The sequence below is a fragment of the Pinirhizobacter sp. genome, from assembly GCF_035317885.1.
Taxonomy (GTDB): domain Bacteria; phylum Pseudomonadota; class Gammaproteobacteria; order Xanthomonadales; family Rhodanobacteraceae; genus Pinirhizobacter.
This window is the reverse complement of sequence record NZ_DATHFX010000523.1, coordinates 1-4279: the sequence shown is the minus strand read 5'-3', so window position 1 is coordinate 4279 and position 4279 is coordinate 1. Positions and strand designations below refer to the sequence as shown.

The following is a 4279-nucleotide window of genomic DNA, read 5'->3' as shown; positions in this document are numbered from 1 at the left end:
AGGAGAAACAGGCGCTCGCTGATGCCACCCGTACCCTGAAGCAGCCCGCTTCCTGGCTTGTGTTTCCCGAAGCTGCCCGTTGCACGCTGACATCGGCCCAGGTCGCCGATGCCGGTAAGCCCGACGAGGATGGCCACATGGATGTCAGTGCGCATTATCGGTTCACCTGCGCCAAGCCGGACGCCATCACTGGCTTCGATGTCGGTCTGCTCCGCGCCTTCCCTCACACGGTCAAGGTGAACGTCGACCTCGTCACGCCCTCGGGCCAGGGGCAGGCCACCGTCGATGCCAACCAGTCCCATGTCACGGTGCCTGGTACCTCCCCTTGAGCCGCGCAAGCACCATCCTGGAAACCAGGGACGTGTCCTTCGCGTGGAAGGGACAGCCAGATCTTCGTTTTCCTGACATCCGTCTTCTGCGCGGGCAAAGCCTTTTCGTCCATGGGCCCAGTGGATGTGGCAAGAGCACGGCGCTGGGCCTGCTTGCCGGCGTGCTGTCACCGAAAGCCGGGACGATACGCATCAGCGACAAGCTGTTGCCGGCCAGCCAGTCGGGCCGCGACCGGATGCGTGCCGACGGTGTCGGCTACATCTTCCAGCAGTTCAACCTCCTGCCTTATCTCTCCGTGGCCGACAACGTGAAGCTGCCCTGCCGTCTTTCCCGGCGTCGGCGCGATGCCGCCATGCAAGCAGGAAACCTTGATGGCGAGGTCGACCGGTTGCTCGCAGCTTTGGGACTTGAACCGACCTCGATGCGGGGACGCGTGGTGTCGCAACTGAGCGTAGGACAACAGCAGCGCGTGGCAGCGGCCCGTGCCTTGATCGGATCGCCGAGCTTGCTGCTGGCGGACGAGCCGACGTCTGCCCTCGATGCCGACGCCCGGGATGCCTTCATCCAGTTGCTGCAGGGCGAGTGCGCCATGCGTGGGATCTCCACCGTGTTCGTCAGCCACGATCTTTCGCTGGCCAGGCACTTCGATGATGCAGTAAGGCTCGGCTCATGAATCCACGCGCCCTGGTGTCGCTTGCCCTTCGCAGCCTCTGGCACCGTCGTACCAGCGCCCTGCTCACCGTACTAACGCTGGGCCTGTCGGTGGGCCTGGTGCTTTCTGTTCACCGGCTCGGACGCGACGCGCGTTCGAGCTTCGCAAGCACGGTCAGCGGCACCGATTTGCTGGTGGGAGCACGCTCAGGACCGGTCAACCTGCTTCTCTACGCCGTGTTCCATGTCGGGGATGCCACCAACAACGTGTCGTGGAAGAGTTACCAGGATGTGGCCGCCAGTCCTGAAGTGGCATGGACGGTGCCGATATCCCTGGGCGACTCGCACCGTGGCTTCCGTGTGGTGGGCACAACCACTGGCTTCTTCGACCACTTGCGCTTTGGCGACCAGCAAGCCATGCATTTTTCCTCAGGGCATGCCTTTGCCGACGTCTATGACGCGGTACTCGGCGCGCGCGTGGCGCACGCGCTGGGTTATACCGTCGGAACCAGCCTGGTACTCACGCATGGCACGGGGGTGATGGCCACCCAGCAGCATGCCGACAAGCCCTTCGTGGTGACGGGCGTCCTGGCGCCCACCGGTACGCCGTTCGACGACAGCGTGTTCGTCGGCCTGGATGGCATCGAGGCCATCCATGTCGATTGGCAGTCGGGCATGCGCCTTCCGGGGCAGTCGGTTTCCGCCGAGGAGGCCCGGCATGCGGATCTGACGCCCAAGACCATCACCGCGTTCTTCGTCGGGCTCAATTCGCGCCTTTCCGCGTTTTCGTTCCAGCGGGCCATCAACGACTATCCTGACGAAGCGCTCCTGGCCGTGTTGCCGGGCGTGGCGCTGCAACAGTTGTGGTCCATTGTCGGCGTCGCCGAACAGGCGATCCGTGCCATCGGTTACCTGGTGGTGGCCATTGGGCTGTGCGGGTTGGTGACGACCTTGCTCAGCATGCTCAACGAGCGGCGCAGGGAAATGGCCGTGCTCCGTGCGGTGGGCGCCAGCCCCGCCACTGTGTTTGCACTGATGGTCGCCGAGGCACTGCTCGTGGGGCTCGGCAGTTGCGTCGTGGGGCTAGTGCTGCTGTATGCCGCCCTCGCGCTGGCCGGGCCCTGGCTTGCGCAGACGGCGGGCTTGCGCCTGGCGCTCGCGCCGCCGGATGCGGCGGAATGGGCACTCCTTGGCCTCGTCGTGGCCAGCGCGTTCGTCGCTGGCTGTGTCCCCGCACTTGTCGCGTACCGCCGTACGCTTGCCGACGGCTTGCAGGCTCGCCTATGACCTTCCATCGTTCTGTTTTCCTGTTTGCCCTCGCCGGCCTGGCTGCATGCTCGCCCTCCCCTCCCCCGGCGCCCTTGTCGGACGTGCAGAAGGCCGAGCAAGCCGCGGATGCCGCGCGGCGTTCGGGTACGCCGCCGCCGGTCCCACCGGTGGGTTTGCTTGGCCAACCGGATGCACAAGGATTTGCCGAGCTGGACTGGACGCACATGGTGCCGCCGGAAGACTTGCGCTTGCTCAAGGACGCGCCCCCCGTGGTCCATGTGGGTAACAAGCAGGGCAAGCAATTCGGCACGCTGCATACAGTCGAAGCGCTGTCGGGAAAGAAGGTCCGCCTGATGGGCTACGTCGTACCGCTCGATACCAATGCCCAGGGGCAGATGACGGAGTTCTTCTTCGTCCCCTTCTATGGCGCATGCATCCACGTGCCGCCGCCACCGCCGAACATGCTTGTCGACGTCAAGTTGGCGGCTCCGATCGATACACCGCAGATCTGGGACCCCTTCTGGCTTCGCGGCACGCTGGTCAGCCAGCCCCAGCACAACGCAGTGGCCGCCAGTGCCTATTCCATGACCGACGCGCAGCTGCTGCCGTACTCCAATGCCGCCGCGCCCGATACCCATTTCGAATAAGGTGCGCCTCCTTATCTGCATGACGCTCATTGCCGTTTTGGCGGCCGTCTGGTGGTTCCTGGCCAAGCTGGACGCACCCACGGCACAGCAGGCAGTCAACGCGTCGCTTGGTCCGATCTCGCCGCCGATCGCCACGGCAGTCGTGCACGCGGCGCCGGGTGCGGCTGCACCCTTGGCCCAAGCCCTGGACGCTGATCCCGCGCTCGAGCGCGACGCCATTTTCCTGCTTGCCGCTGCGCACGCCCGTCGCTGCCATGCCGGCAATGGCACGGCGCTCGCTCACCTGGCGACGCGTGCCCACTTGCCCGTACTCAAGGCCTCCACCGTGCTGCTGATCCAGGCTCCGGCGATCGCCCATGCCTTGTACGACGGCGTGCGCGACGCCGCGCGCGCCGTTCCGTGTGGGACCGATCACGTGGTCTGGCAGGTCGGTACTCACGCGCTGGCCGTGTCGCTGCAGGCTTATACCACTGGGTTTCCGGAAACATACTTTCATCCGGAGGTAACGCAGAGCCAGGGGCCGTCCCTGCTTGCCCACGCCGATAGTCCGTGTGTCGAGGTGGCGTTTGCGACCTTTCCGGCGGCGCCCGACGATTCGTGGCAGTGCGCCGCCGCCCGACACGCGGCACGCAGCCATGTCATTACTGACCTTTGCCTCGCCAGCCTCGCCGATGACGGCGCACAACAGCGCCTGGCCCTGGCAGTACACCAACTCAAATCAACTTTGCCGGGCGTTTGCCAATGAGACAGAACGTGATATGGCAGAGGCGCCGTTTCCTCAAGGCGCTCGTACTCGCTTCCGTGATGGCCGCCGCACCCCGCTCTCGCGGCGCAGGGCGCGATGTGCTTTTTTCCGACTATCCCTTCAAGCTCGGCGTAGCCTCAGGCACGCCCGGTGCGAACAGCATGGTCATCTGGACGCGACTATGCCCCGACCCGCTCCACGGTGGTGGCATGGGCGTGGAGCAGGTGCCGGTCCGCTGGGAGGTAGCGGCCGATGAGCACTTTGGTGACATTCGCCAACGGGGAACCTGGTTTGCCATGCAGGGCCTTGCCCATAGCGTCCATGCGACCGTCGAAGGCCTGGCTCCGGATACGGTCTACTACTACCGATTCATCGCCGGCAACGAGGTCAGCGGGACCGGTCGTACACGGACGCTACCCGCAGATGGAAAGATGGTGGACCACCTGCGCTTTGCCCTGGCGTCGTGCCAGCACTTTGAGATGGGTTACTTCAATGCCTATCGCCATATGCTCGCGGACGCGCCGGACCTGGTCTGCTTCGTGGGCGACTACATCTACGAATACAACGCATCGGCCGGACGGGTGCGCATGCATGCCGATATCGAGCCCTGGTCGCTGGACGGCTATCGCAACCGCTA

The 4279-nt window shown here is 64.9% G+C and carries 6 protein-coding genes; all 6 read left to right on the top strand.

What is annotated here, in order from left to right; translation table 11 throughout:
• Window positions 1–329: ZrgA family zinc uptake protein (locus tag VK519_RS17230; RefSeq protein ID WP_324351823.1), on the top strand; the 329-nt coding region annotated here is incomplete at its 5' end.
• Window positions 326–1003, top strand: a complete 678-nt coding sequence (locus tag VK519_RS17225; RefSeq protein WP_324351821.1) for an ABC transporter ATP-binding protein — start codon at window positions 326–328, stop codon at window positions 1001–1003. The genes VK519_RS17230 and VK519_RS17225, both read left to right, overlap by 4 nt.
• A complete protein-coding gene (locus VK519_RS17220) occupies window positions 1000–2268 on the top strand; it encodes an ABC transporter permease (protein WP_324351819.1) in 1269 nt (422 codons plus the stop codon). The genes VK519_RS17225 and VK519_RS17220 overlap by 4 nt, the downstream gene beginning before the upstream one ends.
• Window positions 2265–2897, top strand: coding sequence for a DUF3299 domain-containing protein (locus tag VK519_RS17215; RefSeq protein WP_324351817.1), 633 nt, complete (start codon window positions 2265–2267; stop codon window positions 2895–2897). Before VK519_RS17220 ends, VK519_RS17215 begins: the two co-directional genes overlap by 4 nt.
• A 1-nt stretch (window position 2898) precedes the next feature.
• On the top strand, window positions 2899–3642 hold the full coding sequence (locus tag VK519_RS17210; protein WP_324351815.1) for a hypothetical protein: 744 nt from the start codon (window positions 2899–2901) through the stop codon (window positions 3640–3642).
• Window positions 3643–3740: 98 nt separating this feature from the next.
• Window positions 3741–4279 (top strand): alkaline phosphatase D family protein (locus VK519_RS17205; RefSeq protein ID WP_324351813.1); only part of this gene is annotated, 539 nt, incomplete at its 3' end.

What these genes read in the sequence shown, in the direction of transcription:
- VK519_RS17220 (WP_324351819.1), top strand. Translation starts at nt 1,000, where the DNA reads ATGAATCCACGCGCCCTGGTGTCGCTTGCCCTTCGCAGCCTCTGGCAC.
- VK519_RS17215 (WP_324351817.1), top strand. Translation starts at nt 2,265, where the DNA reads ATGACCTTCCATCGTTCTGTTTTCCTGTTTGCCCTCGCCGGCCTGGCT.